The organism is Nonomuraea sp. NPDC049725 (assembly GCF_040674795.1).
In the GTDB taxonomy this organism is placed as follows: Bacteria; Actinomycetota; Actinomycetes; order Streptosporangiales; family Streptosporangiaceae; genus Nonomuraea; species Nonomuraea ceibae.
The window spans coordinates 510,786-524,835 of sequence record NZ_JBFANJ010000001.1 but is presented as its reverse complement, the minus strand read 5'-3'; the positions used below and the strand labels follow the sequence as shown (position 1 = coordinate 524,835).

Annotated in this window: 16 protein-coding genes; 7 read left to right on the top strand and 9 right to left on the bottom strand. The window is 73.7% G+C overall.

The genetic code is table 11. From position 1 onward, the window contains the following. Window positions 1-69 precede the first annotated feature (69 nt). Complete coding sequence (locus AB0J53_RS02735) at window positions 70-1,038, top strand: cation diffusion facilitator family transporter (protein WP_308125568.1); 969 nt, start codon at window positions 70-72, stop codon at window positions 1,036-1,038. A gap of 7 nt (window positions 1,039-1,045) precedes the next feature. Here the strand turns inward: AB0J53_RS02735 and AB0J53_RS02730 are convergent, their stop codons facing one another. After that, on the bottom strand, window positions 1,046-1,636 hold the full coding sequence (locus AB0J53_RS02730; RefSeq protein ID WP_364168096.1) for a TetR/AcrR family transcriptional regulator: 591 nt from the start codon (window positions 1,634-1,636) through the stop codon (window positions 1,046-1,048). Window positions 1,637-1,786: 150 nt separating this feature from the next. Between AB0J53_RS02730 and AB0J53_RS02725 the strand changes: the two genes are divergently transcribed. Next, window positions 1,787-2,305 (top strand): hypothetical protein, encoded by a 519-nt coding sequence (locus AB0J53_RS02725; protein ID WP_364168094.1) that lies wholly within the window; start codon window positions 1,787-1,789, stop codon window positions 2,303-2,305. On the opposite strand, the gene AB0J53_RS02720 is transcribed toward AB0J53_RS02725, so the two are convergent. Then, window positions 2,302-2,955 (bottom strand): TetR/AcrR family transcriptional regulator, encoded by a 654-nt coding sequence (locus tag AB0J53_RS02720; RefSeq protein ID WP_364168092.1) that lies wholly within the window; start codon window positions 2,953-2,955, stop codon window positions 2,302-2,304. The two genes, AB0J53_RS02725 and AB0J53_RS02720, sit on opposite strands and share 4 nt — an antisense overlap. A gap of 74 nt (window positions 2,956-3,029) precedes the next feature. Here AB0J53_RS02720 and AB0J53_RS02715 point away from each other — a divergent pair, with 74 nt between their 5' ends. Continuing rightward, window positions 3,030-3,728: a hypothetical protein gene (locus AB0J53_RS02715; RefSeq protein WP_364168090.1), complete on the top strand. Its 699-nt coding sequence runs from the start codon at window positions 3,030-3,032 to the stop codon at window positions 3,726-3,728. A gap of 31 nt (window positions 3,729-3,759) precedes the next feature. Here the strand turns inward: AB0J53_RS02715 and AB0J53_RS02710 are convergent, their stop codons facing one another. The 4 genes from AB0J53_RS02710 to AB0J53_RS02695 all read right to left on the bottom strand — a co-directional run bounded on the left by AB0J53_RS02710 (window position 3,760) and on the right by AB0J53_RS02695 (window position 8,102). Beyond that, window positions 3,760-3,963, bottom strand: coding sequence for a hypothetical protein (locus AB0J53_RS02710; RefSeq protein WP_357584892.1), 204 nt, complete (start codon window positions 3,961-3,963; stop codon window positions 3,760-3,762). Window positions 3,964-3,982: 19 nt separating this feature from the next. Next, window positions 3,983-5,749: an ABC transporter ATP-binding protein gene (locus AB0J53_RS02705; RefSeq protein ID WP_364168088.1), complete on the bottom strand. Its 1,767-nt coding sequence runs from the start codon at window positions 5,747-5,749 to the stop codon at window positions 3,983-3,985. Further along, window positions 5,746-7,467, bottom strand: a complete 1,722-nt coding sequence (locus AB0J53_RS02700) for an ABC transporter ATP-binding protein (RefSeq protein ID WP_364168086.1) — start codon at window positions 7,465-7,467, stop codon at window positions 5,746-5,748. The genes AB0J53_RS02705 and AB0J53_RS02700 overlap by 4 nt, the downstream gene beginning before the upstream one ends. Before the next feature lie 95 nt (window positions 7,468-7,562). Beyond that, window positions 7,563-8,102 (bottom strand): hypothetical protein, encoded by a 540-nt coding sequence (locus AB0J53_RS02695; protein ID WP_364168084.1) that lies wholly within the window; start codon window positions 8,100-8,102, stop codon window positions 7,563-7,565. A gap of 118 nt (window positions 8,103-8,220) precedes the next feature. On the opposite strand from AB0J53_RS02695, the gene AB0J53_RS02690 reads away from it, so the two are divergent. Together AB0J53_RS02690 and AB0J53_RS02685 are read left to right on the top strand one after the other, a co-directional pair. Next, window positions 8,221-9,357 (top strand): histidine kinase, encoded by a 1,137-nt coding sequence (locus AB0J53_RS02690; protein ID WP_364168082.1) that lies wholly within the window; start codon window positions 8,221-8,223, stop codon window positions 9,355-9,357. Then, complete coding sequence (locus tag AB0J53_RS02685; RefSeq protein ID WP_364168081.1) at window positions 9,354-10,034, top strand: response regulator transcription factor; 681 nt, start codon at window positions 9,354-9,356, stop codon at window positions 10,032-10,034. Before AB0J53_RS02690 ends, AB0J53_RS02685 begins: the two co-directional genes overlap by 4 nt. 64 nt (window positions 10,035-10,098) lie before the next feature. On the opposite strand, the gene AB0J53_RS02680 is transcribed toward AB0J53_RS02685, so the two are convergent. Beyond that, window positions 10,099-10,719, bottom strand: coding sequence for a TetR family transcriptional regulator C-terminal domain-containing protein (locus AB0J53_RS02680; protein WP_364168079.1), 621 nt, complete (start codon window positions 10,717-10,719; stop codon window positions 10,099-10,101). Window positions 10,720-10,820: 101 nt separating this feature from the next. Here AB0J53_RS02680 and AB0J53_RS02675 point away from each other — a divergent pair, with 101 nt between their 5' ends. Both AB0J53_RS02675 and AB0J53_RS02670 read left to right on the top strand, forming a co-directional pair. Next, window positions 10,821-11,015, top strand: coding sequence for a hypothetical protein (locus AB0J53_RS02675; protein WP_364168076.1), 195 nt, complete (start codon window positions 10,821-10,823; stop codon window positions 11,013-11,015). Next, window positions 11,012-12,571, top strand: a complete 1,560-nt coding sequence (locus AB0J53_RS02670; RefSeq protein ID WP_364168074.1) for a carboxylesterase family protein — start codon at window positions 11,012-11,014, stop codon at window positions 12,569-12,571. Before AB0J53_RS02675 ends, AB0J53_RS02670 begins: the two co-directional genes overlap by 4 nt. 9 nt (window positions 12,572-12,580) lie before the next feature. On the opposite strand, the gene AB0J53_RS02665 is transcribed toward AB0J53_RS02670, so the two are convergent. Together AB0J53_RS02665 and AB0J53_RS02660 are read right to left on the bottom strand one after the other, a co-directional pair. Beyond that, window positions 12,581-13,246, bottom strand: a complete 666-nt coding sequence (locus tag AB0J53_RS02665) for a phosphonatase-like hydrolase (RefSeq protein WP_364168073.1) — start codon at window positions 13,244-13,246, stop codon at window positions 12,581-12,583. Next, a complete protein-coding gene (locus tag AB0J53_RS02660) occupies window positions 13,243-13,995 on the bottom strand; it encodes a GntR family transcriptional regulator (protein ID WP_219499170.1) in 753 nt (250 codons plus the stop codon). The genes AB0J53_RS02665 and AB0J53_RS02660 overlap by 4 nt, the downstream gene beginning before the upstream one ends. Window positions 13,996-14,050: the final 55 nt, after the last annotated feature.

Here is a 14,050-nt window from a genome sequence, read left to right as displayed (position 1 = left end):
CCAACGTCCCCCCAGCACGGGCATGGGCACGGGCATGGGCACGGGCATCAGCGCGGGTTCAGGAGGCTGGTGGCGAAGGCCCGTCACCTGGTCACCCCGCACAGCCACGACAGTGCGGACAAGACGGACACCGCGCTGGAGTCCAGCAACCGGGGCATGCGCGTCCTGGGCATCTCGTTCGCCGCGTTGATCGCCACCGCGCTCGTCCAGGCGGTGATCGTGTCGCTGTCCGGGTCGGTGGCGCTGCTGGGCGACACGCTGCACAACTTCGCCGACGCGCTGACCGCGGTGCCGCTGGCGATCGCCTTCTCCCTGGGCCGCCGGGCGGCCACCCGCCGCTTCACCTACGGCTACGGCAGGGCGGAGGACCTGGCCGGGGTCGTCATCGTGCTGCTGATCGGAGCCTCGGCGGCGCTGGCCGGATACGAGGCCGTCAAGCGCCTGATCGACCCGGCGGACATGCGGGCGCTGGGCCTGGTGGCCGCCGCCGGTGTGGTCGGGTTCCTGGGCAACGAGTGGGTCGCCCGCTACCGGATCAGGGTGGGCCGGGAGATCGGCTCGGCGGCGCTGGTGGCCGACGGCCTGCACGCCCGCACCGACGGCTTCACCTCGCTGGCCGTGCTGCTGGGGGCGGGCGGGGCGGCGCTCGGGTTCCCGCTGGCCGACCCGATCGTGGGCCTGCTGATCACCGTGGCGATCTGCTTCGTGCTGCGCGACGCCGCCCGCGAGATCTACCACCGGCTGATGGACGCGGTCGACCCGGAGCTGATCAGCCGGGCGGAGGACATCCTGGCGGCGGTCCCGGGCGTGGAGCGCGTCGGGGCGGTGCGGCTGCGCTGGGTCGGTCACGCGCTGCGGGCCGAGGTCGAGATCGGGGTACGTCATGACGCCTCGCTCATTGAGGCGCACGGCGTCGCCGTGGAGGCCGAGCACCGGCTGATCCACGAACTGCCGAGGCTGCGCGCGGCGACAGTCCACGCCGATCCGGACGGCCCGGCCGGGACCGATCACCACGCCGTCCTCCTCGCACACCGGTAGCAACCCCTTACGGGGGCTCGGCGTCGCGGAGTGCCTGGGCGACGGTGGCGGCGACCGTCTCGGCGAGGGCCGGGAGCGTGTCCCGGTTCTCCATCAGGAGGAACAGCCAGGCGAAGACGGGGCCGAGGAGCAGTGCGTGGGCCACGGCGGGGTCGGGGCGGCGGGGGAGTTCGCCGCGGGTGACCGCCCGGTCCAGGATCTCGGTGATGCAGGTGCGTTCGGCGGTGACGAAGCCGGTGGCGAACCTGGCGGCCAGGGCCCCGTCGGCGTGCACGTCGGCGAGCAGGCCGGGGATCACTCCTGGCGGGGGCGTGGCGAGGTTGGCGACGATGTCGCGGGTGACCGCGGCCAGGTCGCCGGCCAGGGAGCCGGTGTCCGGGGGAGCGGTCAGCTCCAGGTCGTGCATGACCGCCGCGAAGATCATCTCCTGTTTGGTGGCGTACCGGCGGTAGATCGCGGCCTTGCCCACCCCGGCGCGGGTGGCCACCGCGTCCACCGTGAGCTGGGCATAGCCCTGTTCGGCCAGGAGGGCGCGCGCCGCCGTGGCGATGGCCTGGTCGACCCGGCCCTCCCGAGGGCGGCCCAGTGGTTGGCTCATGAGCCCCAGCCTATTACGGAACCGGTGTACCCGTAATGTGGCGCAGCCGACATTGCGCCTGGGTGGAGACGGGTTCCATGATAAGGAACTATGAGTTCCGATACTTCGCGTTCCGTAAAGAGTGGCACGCCCACGCTCGCCCACCGCCTCATGCCCGCACCCGACGCCGCCGAACGCCACTCGATCGTGATCGACGCGCCCCCGTCCCGGGTCTGGGAGGCCATCGGCAACGTGAAGGCCACGGACCTGCGCCTCGCCAAGCCGCTGTTCGCCGCCCGCAACCTGCTCTCTCGCGTACGGAACGGGCATGCCCAACGCGACATACCCGACTTCATCCCCCTCGCCGAGGACCCCGGCCGCGAGGTGGTCCAGGGCGTGATCGGCCAGTGGTGGCGGCTGGGCCGGGCGCAGAACGTCGGCTCCGTCGACGGGCTCGACGCCTTCCGCGCCTTCGACCGGCCCGGCTACGCGAAGGCCACGTTCAGTTTCCTGCTGGAGGACGCCGGCGACGGCCGGACCCGGCTCGTCACCGAGACCCGCATCCAGGCGACCAGCCCGGACGCGCGCCGGGCGTTCCTGCGGTACTGGGTGGTGATCCGGCTGGGGAGCGGATTCGTCCGCCGCGTCATGCTCGCCGCCGTCCGCGCCCGCGCGCTCAAGCGGTCCTAGCGCGTGGCGTACGCGCGGATGAAGGCATGGGCGCCTGAGGTCATGATCCTGTGGATGCGCTCGGGGTCGGCGGTGGCCGGGTCGGGCTGGTCGTTGTACGCCAGCAGGATCGTCAGGGCGGAGAGGTGGCCGGCGGCCGTCCGCGGATCGTCGGTGTCGAGGAGCCCCGCCTTCGCGAAGTGGGCGAGACGGTCGGCCAGGGCGTCTTCGGCGGACCCGGTCACGACGTCGTCCTGGCTGCCCGGCTCCCGCCAGCGTCGCTGGGCGACGAGCGCGAACGCGGCGGCGTAGTCGGGGGAGCCGACCAGCGTCCGGCCGAGCTCGACGACGAGCGCGGTGATCGCCTCTTGCAGCGCGGGGACCGTGGTGATGGTCCCGTCCCCGGGGAGGTGCTGATCCAGGGCGCGCTGGATCGAGGCGTTCAGCTTGTCGGAGGTCTCGGCCAGGATGGCCAGGAACAAGCGGTTCTTGTCGCCGAAGTAGTCGTAGACGGTGCGCTTGGAAACCCCGGCGCGGGCCGCCACGGCGTCCATGCTCACGCTGTCCACCCCCTGGCGGGCGAACAGCTCACGTGCGGCGGAGATGATCGCCGCCCGCTTCTCCTGGTCACCTTCGCGTACCTGCTTGCCCGGCCTCATGGCGTTTTCCACAGCCCCACACTACACCGTACAGTGTGGAGCTACACTGCACGGTGTAGTGTGCTGCGAATCCCAGGAGGACACCCATGCCGCAGGCACCGACGTTCATCGGCAGGCTCGCCGAAACCGTCATGGGCCGCCGCGCACGCGTTCTCGGCCTGGCCGAACCCGCCCCGGGGTTCGTCGAGGTGGACCTGCGCGCCGAAGCTCCGCCCGGCGGCTGGCAGCCCGGCCACGAGATCCAGGTCCGCGCCACCCCCACCCAGGGCCGCCGCTACTCCGTGCGGACCGTATGCGCCCACGACCCCGAGCACGTCACCGTCCTGGCCGCCACCAGCGCCGACGGTCCCGGCACCCGCTGGATCCTCGGCCTGCGCGCCGGCGCCGAGTTCACCGTGCTGACCGGACGACACCGGCCCCTGTACGAGCACGGAGCCCCACGCCTCTTCCTCGGCGACGGCTGCACCCTCGGCACCATCGACGCCTACGCCGGCACGGAGGACCTCGTCGTCGTCGAAGTGCCCCCCGACGCCGTGCGACCCCTCGCCGGACCCCGTCCCCGCTACCGCTTCCTGCCCGCCGGACCGGCCCCGGGTGACGCGCTCCAGGACTGGCTCGAACACGCCGCCGAGGACGGCGAACTCGCCCACGTCGACGGCGCGCTGCTCCTCGGCCATGCCCAATCGCTCCAGCGCCAGCGCCGCACGCTCGTCGACCACGGAATCCTGCCCCGCCGCGCCATCACCACCAAGCCGTACTGGGCCACCGGCAAACAAGGACTATGAGCCACCCGGAAAATGCCGCCGCGGAACGACCCTATTTCTTGACGGCGCCCGACGCGGTCATCACGAGGAGCCCGAGAATGACGAGACCGATATTGGCCAGGATCTCGTAGCCCTCCAGGAATTCGAGGTAGGGCACGACAACCCAGAGGCGAAACCACCCGATCCATTCGTGCACCAGACCGGCCAATCCTTGAATGGCCAATAACGCGCCGATTATCTCAAGCAGCTTTTTCATGCCCCGGAGGCTAACCGATTCAGCGTGAGAGCAGGCGGCGGTATTCGGGGGATCGGGTCAGCAGGTCGTCGTGGTGGCCGATGTCCACCACGCGGCCGGCGTTCATCAGCACCACCGTGTCCGCCGTGCGCAGGGTGGAGGGGCGGTGGGCGACGACGAGGGTCGTGTGCCGGCCCCCGGCCGCGCGCAGCGCCTCGTCGATGGCGGCCTCGCTGTCGGCGTCCAGGTTCGAGACGGCCTCGTCCAGCACCAGGACGGGCGCCCTGGTGAGCAGGGCGCGGGCGATGGCGAGCCGCTGGCGCTGCCCGCCCGACAGGTGGGCGCCGCGCTCCCCGACGAGGGTGTCGTACCCGTCGGGCAGGGCCGTGACGAAGTCGTGCGCGCAGGCGGTGCGCGCGGCCTGCTCCACCTCGGCGTCCGTGGCGTCGGGGCGGGCCAGCCGGAGGTTGTCCCGGACGCTCATGGCGAACAGGTACGTGTCCTGCGGCACCGCGACCACGGTCGAGCGGAGCTGGTCGAAGGGCAGGTCGCGGAGGTCGTGGCCGCCGATCCGCACCGAGCCGGCCGTGGCGTCCCAGTGGCGCAGCAGCAGCGAGGCGCAGGTGCTCTTGCCCGCGCCGGAGTGTCCGGCCAGGGCGACCGTCCGCCCGGCCGGGATGGTGAAGGAGACTTCGCTCACGGCGTCGGGAAGGCCGGGGCCGTAGCGGAAGGTGACCTGGTCGAACGTCACCTCGGGCTCGATCCGGGCCACCGGCCGGGCGGCCTGCTCGACGACGTCCGGCGGCGCGTCGAGGATGCGCAGCAGGCGGGCGGCGGCGGCGCGGATCGTGGACAGCTCCCGCCAGGTGTCGACCAGCGACATCAGCGGCAGGAAGGCGAAGCCGCCGAGCACGGCGACGATCACGACCTGGTCGGCGGCCAAGGAGCCGGCGTTCACCAGGGACAGCGCCACCAGCAGGACGGCGATCAGGCCGACGGCGGCGATGGCGTCGCCGGCGGCCTTCTCCACCCCGCCGCGCGAACGATGCGCTCTCGACGCGCGGTTGAGGCGTCCGGTCGCGGCGTTCAACCGGGCGGCCTGGTGCTCCTGGCGGCCGAAGACGAGCGTCTCGGACAGCCCTTGCACGGCGTCCACGGCCTCGGAGGCGGCCTCGCCCGCCGCCTCCCGCATCCGCTCGGCCTGCGCCGCCGAGCGCCGCCGCAGCCAGAACGGCACCGTGGCCATCGCCACCACGGCCGGCAGCAGCGCCGCGCCGACCAGCGGATGCAGCCAGAAGGCCGCCACCAGGCAGGCCGGTGGTACGGACGCGGCCACGACGAGCGGGGTGAGGCTGTGGGCGAAGAACAGTTCGAGGATCTCCACGTCGGCCATCGCGGTCGCGCCGATGTCGCCGGAGCGGCGGCGCAGCAGGTAGCCGGGGGTCAGCGCGGCCAGCTTGCGATAGCAGCGGTCGCGCAGCTCCGCCAGCACCCGGAAGGCCAGGTCGTGGGCGAGGTAGGACTCGGCCCACGCGGCCAGCACCTTGGGCAGGACGAGCGCCGCGAGCAGGATCAGCCCGGGCGCGAGGGCGCCGGCGCTCTCGCCGTTCAGGGCCCGGCCGACGAGGGCGGCGCCGAGCAGGGCCGCCGCGAGCGCGAAGCCCTGGTCGAGCAGCCCGCAGCCGATCGCGGCGGCCAGACGGCCCCGCTGGGGACGCAGCAGGGAGAGCAGCGCGCCGCGCCGGACGGAGGCGGGCTCCGCGGGCGTGCGGGACTCGGGCTGTACGGGGGTGACGGCGGTGGTCATGCCGCTCCTTCCTGCTGGCGGGCGACCAGGCGGGCGTAGGCGCCGCCGGCGGTGAGCAGTTCGCCAGGAGCGGCCGACTCGGCCACCTGGCCCTCGCTGAGGACGACGACGTGGTCGGCGTCCGCGACGGTGGACAGCCGGTGGGCGATCACCAGCACGGTGCGGTCGGCGCGGACGCGCTCCAGGGCCTCGACCACCGCGCGCTCGGCGGCGACGTCCACGCTGGAGGTGGCCTCGTCGAGGATCAGCAGCGGCGCGTCGGCGAGCAGGGCGCGGGCGATGGCCAGGCGCTGGCGCTGGCCGCCGGACAGCCGGACTCCCCGTTCCCCGATCATGGTGTCGTAGCCGTCGGGCAGTTCGGCGACGAACGCGTGCGCGTGCGCGGCCCGCGCCGCCCGTTCGATCTCGGCACGGCTCACGCCCGCCCGCCCGTAGGCGATGTTGTCGGCGACCGTGCCGTGGAACAGGTAGACCTCCTGCGAGACCAGCGCCACGTTCGACCGCAGCTCGGAAAGCGCGACGTCCCGCAAGTCCACCCCGTCGAACAGCACCCTGCCGCCCGTCGGATCGGCGTGTCGCAGCAGCAGCCGGATCAGCGTGCTCTTGCCCGCCCCCGAGGGCCCGACCACGGCGGTGGTGCGGCCGGCGGCCAGCCGCAGGGAGACTCCGTCCAGGGCGGGGCGGTCGCGGCCGGGATAGGTGAAGGTGACGTCCTCGAAGGTGACCTCAGGCGGCGTGCCGGGCAGGCTCGCGGCGCCGGTGTCGGCGACTGCCGGGCGGGCGGCGAGCAGCCCGGCGATGCCGTGCGCGGCGGGCAGCGCGCCCTGACCGGCGTGGAAGGCCGTCATCAGGTCGGTGACCGGCCGGAACGCCTCCCGCGACAGCAGCAGCACGGCGAACACCGACGTCAGCGACAGCGCGCCCGAGGCGTACTGCCAGGCGCCGAGCCCGACGGCGGCGGCCGTGCCGAGCGCGGCGAAGAAGCCGACGAAGCCCGCCGAGACGGTGGAGACGACCGTGAACCGCAGCGAGTCCCGGTAAAACGCCCACGCCTTGGCCGACAGCCCCGCGCCGAAGCGCTCGTCGGCGCCGACCGCCTTGAGCGTGGGCAGTCCCTGCACCGCGTCGAGGTAGTCGGCGCTCAGCCCCTTCCACCCCGTGAAGAACGAGGTGAGCCCGTCCCGCATCCGGCGGCGCATCAGCCTCGGCGCGGCGGCGGCCAGCACCGCCGTGACGGCGACGAGTACCGCCACGGCGGGGTCGATCCAGGCGAGCACGGCGACGATGCCCAGGCCGCCGAGCACCGAGATGAGCACCTGCGGCAGGAACACCCCGACGTAGCGGTCGATCGCCTCGACGCTGTCGACCAGGGTGGTGAGCACGCCGCCCGTGCGCGCCTCGGAGACGTACCCGGGGCCGAGCGTGAGCAGGTGGCGGTAGAGCCGGTCGCGCAGCGCCGCCTTCACGTCCTCCGCGCCCCGTGCGGAGGCGACCTCACGGGCCCACACCAGCAGGGCCCGGACCGCGACCAGCGCCAGGGCGCCGCAGCCGGCCAGGACCGCCGCTGTGAGGTCGCCGCCGATGCCCTGGGCCACGGCGGCGGTCAGGAGCAGGCTCTGTCCGGCGTAGGTGGCCGACACCAGCACGCCGGCCAGCACGGCCAGGGCCAGCCAGCGGCGGCCCGGACGGATCAGGCCGAGCAGCGTCCGGTTCACCATGTCGACTCCCCCGCATCCTTATTGCAAGTAATTCGCAATAGCGCAATGCTGGCAATCATGGCGGATCGTCGGCATGGTGACAAGAGTCCGAGGTCTCAGGCGTGACGGCGGCGCCGGTGGTAGGCGTAGGCCAGGGCGAGCACCGTCGGGCCCCAGAGCGCGACCGGCGAGATGCACACGACGGCCAGCGCGCGCCACCAGCCGTTCTCGTACGCCATGCCGCTGGAGGCGCCGGCCCAGGTGAGGACCATCAGCACCGAGACCGCGGTCATCACCAGCCCGCCGGCCACGGCGGGGACGAGCGCCGCCATCGGCGGCACGCGCCGGCCGCCGATGACCGGGATCCAGCTCGGGGCCACCTCGCCCCACCGGCGCACCAGACCGATGCTGAGCAGCGCCGCCGCTTCGGTGAGCACGCTGAGCCCGAAGACGTACGGGATCGTGATCCACAACGGCGCCACGGGCGCGTTGTCGATCTGGCCCATCTCGAAGTGGAAGGCGAACGGCAGTCTCCACAGGCACGAGGGCAGCAGCAGCCAGGGCAGCGCGTAGGCGGCACGCAGCGCCCAGCGCGGGACGGGCCGTTCGGTGTCGCTGGTGGCGGGAGCTGTGTGCAGCAAGCTGGGCGTTCGCATCCTGGGTCTCTTCCGTTTCGTCGCCGCTCGATCAGGACCCAGACTGCGCTCACCCGAGGAGGAAGACATCTGCCGATCGGCCGATTCGCCGGCGCGATCCCTGCCCTAGGGTGCCGCCATGAGACTCCTCGCAGGCGGGCTGGTGGTGGCCGGCTCGCTCGCGCTCACACTCGCCATCCGGCCGCTGCCGAGCCCGCTCGTCGTCGGGCCCGCGATGCTCGCGGCCGTGGCCATGTCGCTGGTCTGGTGGCCGAGGGCACGCCCCTTCCTCGCGGCGGTCACGGCGGCCGTCGGCGTGATCGGCGCGACGTGCACGCTCGCCTGGCTGGTCGCCCCCGGCATCACCCCCGGCATCGCCGGCGGCCCGTCGACGTACGTCCACACGGTCGCCGTGCTCACGCTCGTCACGCTGACCGTGCGCTGGGCCCCCGTGCGGCAGGCGGTCCCGGCGGTGGGGGTGGCGGCGATCTCCGAAGCGCTGCTGGCGTTGCAGATCATGCACCCGCCCCCTTCGGGCCTGGAGGCGGTCGCCGTCACCCTCTTCTGGTCCGTCGGCACGGCGGGCGCGACAGGGCTCGGCGCCTATCTCCGCGCCCTCGACCGGCGCCGGGTCGAGGCGGTCAGGCAGGCCCGCCGCACCCAGCGCCTGCAACTGGCCCGCGACCTGCACGACTTCGTCGCCCACGACGTCAGCGCCATGGTCATCCAGGCTCAGGCGGCCCAGATCCTGCTCGACCGCGATCCGGCCGAGGCCGCGGCGGCGCTGCGGGCGATCGAGGAGGACGGCGCGCGGGCGCTCGCGTCGATGGACCGGACCGTGCGCATGCTGCGCGAGCTGGAGGGCGAGGGCGCCTCCGCCGAGCCGCTGCCCGGCCTCGACGGCCTGCCCGACCTGGTACGGCGTTTCGCCGACGCGGGCTTCCCCGACACCGACATGCGGATAGAACCGTCAGGCCCGGTGCCGCGCGAGGTCGCGACCACGATCTACCGCATCGTCGTCGAGGCGCTCACCAACGTCAGGAAGCACGCGCCTGCCGGGTCGAGCGTCGCCATCCGGGTGAGCGACGAGACCGGGGCGGTCGTCGTGACTGTGGCCGACCACGCGCGCGACCAGGCCCTGCCGCGTCTGCAGTCCGCCGAACGCGCCGGTGTCGGCCTAGTCGGGCTGGCCGAGCGGGTGGGGGCGCTGGGCGGCGAGTTCACCTCGGGCCGCGCCGCCGGCGGCGGCTGGGTCGTGAAGGCGGTGTTCCCATGACGATCAGGGTCCTGGTCGCCGACGACCAGCCGGCCGTCCGGCGCGGCTTCCGCACGATCCTCGGCGCCCAGCCGGACCTGGAGGTGGTGGGCGAGGCGCCGGACGGCGTGACCGCGCTCGACCTCGCCGCCGAGCTCCGGCCGGACGTGGTCGTCGCCGACATCCGCATGCCGCGCATGGACGGCCTCGAACTCACCCGCCGCCTGGCCGGTCCCGAGACGCCGTCGCCGATGCGGGTGATCGTCGTGACCACCTACGACCTCGACGAGTACGTGCACGCCGCGCTCCGCGCCGGAGCCTGCGGGTTCCTGCTCAAGCACGCGGGACCGGCGCTCCTCGTCGAGGGCGTCAGAGCGGCGGCGGCGGGCGACGCCCTGATCAGCCCCTCGGTGACCGTGCGGTTGCTGCGCCACCTCACGCCGTCGCCCGCGCGCACCGGCGTGCCGGGCGAGCAGCCGCTGAGCGACCGCGAGCTGGAGATCGTCAAGCTGGTCGCCGCGGGCAGGTCCAACCCGGAGATCGGCGCCGAGCTGTTCATCTCGGCCGGCACGGCCAAGACCCACGTGGCCAACGTCCAGCGGAAGCTCGGGGTGCGCAACCGCGTGGGCATCGCCGCCTGGGCCTGGGAGCACGGCCACGGGACCACCGCCGCGACTGGAGGCGACGTTGAGCACTGAGGACGACGTCCGCCGCCTGGCCACCGCGCCCAGGCGGTTGCGTAAGCCCGCCGGGTAGGCCGGCTCAGGGCGCGGTGGCGAAGAGCCGGTCGAGGTGCTCGTCCAGGACGGCGAGTGCCGTCTCCGGGGTGCCGTGCCCGATGAGGACGTGCGTGCCGAGGCCGTCGGCCAGCGCGAACAGCGCCGCCGCCGCCCGTCCGGGATCCAGGTCGGCGGGCGCCTCGCCGGCGTCCTGGGCGTGGCGGATCAGCAGGGCCAGCACGTCGTGCAGGGAGTCGTAGCCCGCGCGCAGGTGGCCGGCGAGCTCGGGGCTCACCAGTGAGCGGGCGGTGAACGCGGTCGCGATGCGCAGTTCGGCGCGGCGCTGGTCGTCGGCGGGCACCAGTTCGGCCAGGATGCGGCGCAGCGCCGCGCGTGGTGGCTGCCCTTCCTGGCCGAGGCTCTGCCGTACGCGCTCGGTCCCGCGCTCGCTGATGTAGTCGAGGGCGAACAGCAGCATCTCGTCCTTGCTGCGGAAGTAGTGCTGGACGGCGCCCAGCGAGACCTCCGCCCTGGCCGCCACGTCGCGCAGGTTCACCGCGTCGAGCCCGTGGAGGTTGATCATCGCGAGCAGCGCCTCCGCGATCTGCCGCCGCCGCTCCTCGTGCCGCGCGCCCAACCCCCGCGTACGACTGCCCTTGCCCACGACCGACTCCACTATTTCAGTACGGGTGACTTGTTTTTGCTGTCCTCGCGGCCCACAATACCGTACAGACGTATTGATTTGATGATGGAGGGTGAGGCGTCATGATGATCGCGGGTGTGGTGCTGATGATCCAGGGCTTCGGCAACGCCCTGACCCGGTGGCTGTGGGGGAGCGACTGGGGGCTGCTGGCCGTCGCCGAGCGCACGATCGACCTGCCGACATGGACCGGCGCGGCCGTGGGCCTGCTCGGCCTCGCCCTGGTCGCGGCGGCCCGGCTGATCGGCCGCCGCGCGTGAAGGGGCGAAGCTGGGCGGCGCTGGCCGCCTGCGTGGCGCACCTGTTCGCGGCCCCGGCCGCCGCGGCCGCCCCTCAGGAGGACGCCGTGGTCCGCACGGATCTCGGCTGGGTGAAAGGCGTACAAGCCACCGACCACCGGGTGTTTCACGGCATTCCCTACGCCGCCGCTCCCACGGGCGACCGGCGCTGGCGCTCTCCCGCGCCCGCCCGGCCGTGGCCCGGGGTCCGGGACGCCACCCGGCCGGGCCCGCGCTGCGCCCAGCCCGCACCGGCCCCGGGACAGCCGGCCGGCACGTCGGAGGACTGCCTCCACCTCAACGTCACCGTCCCCGAGGCCCCCGGCGGGCGCAAGCCGGTGATGGTATGGCTGCACGGCGGCGGATTCGTCGAGGGCGCCGGCAGTGACTTCGACGCCCGCCGCCTGGCCACGACCGGGAACGTCATCGTCGTCACCGTCAACTACCGGCTGGGCGTCTTCGGGCTGTTCGTCCACCCGGGCCTGGCCGGCTCGGGCGGCTTCGCCCTGGAGGACCAGCAGGCCGCGCTGCGCTGGGTGCGCCGTAACGCCACCGCGTTCGGCGGCGATCCGGGCAACGTCACGCTGTTCGGCGAGTCGGCCGGGGGCAAGAGCGTCTGCGCGCACCTCGCGTCACCGCGAGCGGCCGGGCTCTTCCACCGTGCGATCATGCAGAGCGCTCCCTGCACCGGTTCGGTGCCGGCCGGGGCCATGTTCCCCGGCGTGCCAGCGTTCCGCCAGTGGCCGTCCGTCGCCGACCGGCAGGCCGACGGCGCCCGCCTCGCCGCCCGGCTGGGCTGCGCCGACGCGGCGACCGCCCTCGCCTGCCTGCGCCAGGTGCCCGCCGAGCGCCTGCTGCCTCTGCACGACCAGTTCATCACCCCGGCCGTCGGCAGCCCGGTGCTCCCGCGGGACCCCGAGCGCGCCCTGGCCACCGGCGCGTTCCACCGCGTCCCGGTCATCTCGGGCACGACACGCGACGAGATGCGCTACATGGTCGCCCTGTTCTACGAGCTGCCCGGCACCCCGATCACCGCCCGGACGTACGCCGAGCTGCTGCGGCACGCGTTCGGCGAGCGCGCAGAACGCGTCGCCCGCCGCTACCCCCTCACGCGGTACGCCTCCCCGGGGCTCGCCTGGGCGGCGCTCACCACCGACGTGGTGTTCGCCTGCCCGACGTACGAGCGGAACCGGAGCCTCGCCCAGCGGGTCCGCACGTACGCGTACGAGTTCGCCGGGGACGACGTCGTGACCGAGATCCCGGGCTCGGACTTCCCGCTCGGGGCGGCCCACGGCGCTGAACTGGCCTACCTCTTCCCCGGCCCCGGCCTCGACGCCCGCCGGCGACAGCTGTCCACCACCATGATCCGCTACTGGACGGCGTTCGCCCGCACCGGCGACCCCAACGCCCCCGGCCTGCCCCGCTGGCGGACCTTCGCCCCTGCCCGCCCCGGCACGCAGTCGCTGGCGCTCGCGCCCGACCCGACAGGGCCGATCGACCTCGCCGCCGCCCACCGGTGCGCGTTCTGGGCCGGGTAGCGGGCGAGCTCAGGCGGAGGTCAGGGAGAGCAGCCCCGGGATGGCCGCCACGCCGGGCAGCAGGTGGGTGTGGCGGACGGCGCCGAGCGTGGCGGCGTCCTGGCTGCCGGTCAGGACGCCGGCCACGATCGCGGCGCCCGCGTTGGCGCCCGCCTGAAGGTCACGGGTGGTGTCGCCGGCCGTGAGGACCCGGCCGACGTCGTGGACGCCGGTCGCCTCCATCGCCCGGAAGATCATGTACGGTGCCGGGCGCCCGGCGGGGACGTCGTCGACGCACACCACCGCGTCGAGGAACCCGGTGTCCCAGCCGATCGCGGACAGCAGGGCGCCGGTCACCTCACGGTCGAACCCGGTGGTGAGCGCCACCTTGACGCCGGAGGCGCGCAGCGTCGTGATCGCCTCGGGAACGCCGGGCAGGGGCGTCGGCGGACGGTCGGCGTAGGCGGCGCGCAGCCGTTCGCGGAAGTCGGCGAAGGCGGCCTCCGTGACCTCGGCCGGGGGCTTTCCCAGCAGGGCGCTGATCGCCTCGCGCTTGCCGGCGCCCATCCAGCGCCGGATGTCGTCGGCGGCCGGGTCGCCGCCCGCCGCGCGGACGGCCTGTTCGAGGGCGACGTAGACGGCGCCGTGCTCCTCGACGGTGGTGCCGGCGATGTCCAGGACCGCCAGTTCGATCACGGTAGCTCTCCAAGGGGGCTGCGCAGCAGTGCCGGGCGGGCCTGCTGGGAGTTGTCGATGGTGAAGGAGACGAGGTCGGGACGGTAGCGGTCGTCGGAGTACTCGACGGGCCGGCCGTCGGCCGAGGAGGTGCGGCGGCGTTCGCGGAGCAGGGCCGCGCCGGGGGAGACGGTCAGCAGCTCGGCGTCGGTCTCGTCCGCCACGATCGCGTCGATCATGTGGCGGGCCCTGCTCAGGTCCACCCCGCGCCCGGTCAGGTACGCCAGGACCGAGCCGCTGTCGCAGTCGAAGTCGAAGAGCCACCGGCCCGCGTCCCACACGAACGTGGTCCGTTCGATCATCGTGGGCACGCCGTCCAGCAGCCGCAGGCGCAGCAGCTGAACGACCGGTTCGCCCTCGTCCACGGCCAGCGCGTCGGCCGCCTCGGCGGAGGCCGGGCGCCGGCTGATCTCCAGCGTCCGCTGGCCGGGCTGGTGGCCCATCTGCTCGGCCCACCGCGAGAACGACAGGAACGTCTCGAACGGCTGGGGCATCGTCCGGGTGCGCACCACGGGCGGTTTGCCCCGGCCGCCGCCGATCAGCCCTTCGGACCGGAGCGTGGCCAGCGCCTGCCGGATCGGCCCCCGCGAGGCTCCCCACTGCTCGCACAGCTGGGACTCGGAGGGAACGGCGGCGCCCACCGGCAGGTCGCCCGACCGGATGCGACGCCGCAGATCCGCTGCGACACGTTCGTGAAGAGGCCCGTCCATGCGACTTGACCATACAGGAGGGCGGCGGTCGCGCAAACCCTTCAATGACGGCCTC